We start from the raw sequence: 2,506 nt of genomic DNA on the forward strand, positions 1-2,506 counted from the left end.
GGCATGGCGGCTTCATACTGCCCCTCCTGCTGTGATGGTTCGGGTTTTCGGGGTGAGGTGCCCGGATTCGGCGATGCGCCGCAGGCAGGCGGCTTCGGTCTCTTCGTCCCAGGGGACGCACCAGCGGCCGCTGGGAGTCTTGCGGGCGGCCAGCTGTCCGTGGGTGATCCAGTAGTAGACCGCGTCGGCCGCGATGCCCAGGCGGTGGGCCACCTCCTTGACCGAGATCTCCCCGTCCCGGAACGGGGCCATGAACGGGGAGGGGATCTTGTGGACGTGGCGGACCCAGCGCACCGCGGCCTCGTCGAACGGGCGGCCGGAGCCGGTGGTGATGCCGGCCGCCGCCAGTTCGGTGACGATCTCGGCGTCGCGAAGCTGCGGACCGCGCCGGCTGATCAGCGCGAGCGCCGCCGACGGGGTCCGCCGGGCCTCCGGCGCGGGCTTGGGCCGCTCAAGAGCGACCTCCTCGCTCGCCCCGGTGTGCCAACGCAAGCCGACACGGGCTCGCCACCGGTCGGTCTCCGGTAGCAGCGTCACGTCCGACACGAGCGTCCTGAGCAGGCGTTTCCTGTCCTTCTCCCGGGTGTCGGCCGCGTGCCAGAGGCGGGGCAGATCGGTGGCCAGAGCCAGCAGGCCGTCCCGGTCGGGCAGCGACGGGCGGGACTCCCGCGCCGCCGTGAGAGCCGCCTCAGCCTCGGCCAGGGCGGCGAGCCTGGCCTCCCACCTGCTCTCCAGCGTCTGGGCGACGAGCCGGTTGCCGGGATCGACCGCGGTGAAGGCACGCTCGGCGCGGTCCGCCTCGTAGCGGGCGCGTTCCACCGCCAGCTCGGCGGCCCGGTGGACGCGGGTGTGGCGGGTGGTGACCTCGTCCGCTGCCGCGAGGGCGACGGTGATCTGGTCCGGGGTGAGCTGGGCCAGCAGGCGTGCGGCAACGGCGTCATCGACGACGTCCGCCCTGATGGACCGGCAGGTCGGCGTGCCCTGGTGGTCCGCCTTGGATCCGGAGCACTCGTAGGCCGCCTGTCCGCTGCGGTGATAGCGGGTGGTCATCGGGCGCCCGCACGAGCCGCAGCCGATGATCCCCTGACACAGGGCCAGGCCCTCGCGGGCCGGACGGGCGCCGTCATGAGTGCAGTTGGCCTTCAGCTTTGCCTCGATTTCCAGGAAGTTCTGCCAGGTGATGTAGCCCTCGTGGTGGTCATGCAGCACCACCGGCCACTGGTCCCTCGGCAGCAGCCGCACCCCCGTGCGCACGGTGCCATCCGGCTCCACCGTGCGCCGGGTGGAGAACCGACCGTAGACGTAGGTGCCCGCGTAGCACGGGTTACTCAGCACCCCCAGCACCCTGGCGTGGGTGAGCTTCCCCCAGCGCAACTGGCCTGCCCAGACGCCTCCATAGGCCCGCAGCGGGAAGCGCCGGACGACGAATGCGGCCACCACCCCGTAGGCCGAGCCGCCCGCTGCGAACGCGGCGAAGACGTCCCGGATCGCGGTCTGCACCTCCACGTCCGGATCGATCACGCATGCGCCCTCGTCGTCGTAGACGTAGCCGACCGGCAGGGGGAAGTGCAGCTCGCCGCGTTCGGCCGCGACCCGCTTCGCCCCCTGTAACCGGCCAGCCAGGATGTGCAGCTCGGCCTCGCTCATGGATCCCTTGAGCCCCAGCAGCAGCCGGTCGTTGATGTCCGCGAGGTCGTAGATGCCGTCGCCGTCCACCAGCAGCGCGTCCGTCAGCCGGGCCAGTTCCAGCAGCCGGGCGAAGTCCGCCGACGAGCGAGCCAGGCGGGACACCTCCAGCCCGAAGACCGCCCCGACCTCGCCCAGACAGACCTTCGCCACCAGCTCGCGGAAGCCCTCCCGCTCGGCCCCGAACTTCCCCGACACACCCAGGTCCGCGTCGATCACCATGACGTCCTCGCGGTCCCAGCCCAGCCGCACCGCCTCGTCGGCCAGCGCGTACTGCCTCGCGGTGGACTCGGTGTTGTCCCTCACCTGCACATACGTCGACTGCCGCAGGTAGACCACCGCCTGCCGGGACCGGTGCGCCGGCGTGATCTTCGACTGCCCGTTCACAGCCGCCTCCCAGCACGGACTCGACCATGTTGGCCAGCACCATCACCGTCTCGTCCCACGCTCCCATCCCCGGCACGGCTCCTCGCTCCCGCCCACGCCAGGGCAACCACGCGAGACATCTTTCGTGCCATCAGGATCCGCCCCCACCCTCGCCGGCACCACGGCTCACCAGGGCATTCACCAGCGCACGCGCAGCACACAGGCCCTCGACCGCGAGCGGGTACTCCTCGGCCGCAACCCCCCGGTCGGTCCACGCCTGCGGCAGCGTCACGCTCCGGCCCGCACCGCTCGCGCAGACGAAGACCAGCGCACCACTCCGGCGCTTGACGTACAGAATCTCCAACTCGCAGCCGGACAACGGGTGGAACGGGTGAGTGACCACCAGCGAACCCAACGATTGCCTGGACGATGCGGCCCTATGCGAGGACCGTCG

At 71.3% G+C, this 2,506-nt stretch carries 2 protein-coding genes; both read right to left on the reverse strand.

Annotated elements, in window-relative coordinates:
- Positions 1-12 precede the first annotated feature (12 nt).
- Positions 13-2,073, reverse strand: coding sequence for a recombinase family protein (locus ACFYX0_RS47395; protein WP_388981959.1), 2,061 nt, complete (start codon positions 2,071-2,073; stop codon positions 13-15).
- A gap of 130 nt (positions 2,074-2,203) precedes the next feature.
- Positions 2,204-2,506 (reverse strand): DUF5372 family protein (locus ACFYX0_RS47400; protein ID WP_388981961.1); only part of this gene is annotated, 303 nt, incomplete at its 5' end.

Origin of the sequence: Streptomyces sp. NPDC002573 (assembly GCF_042889625.1) — a bacterium.
GTDB classification, from domain to species: Bacteria; Actinomycetota; Actinomycetes; order Streptomycetales; family Streptomycetaceae; genus Streptomyces; species Streptomyces gibsoniae.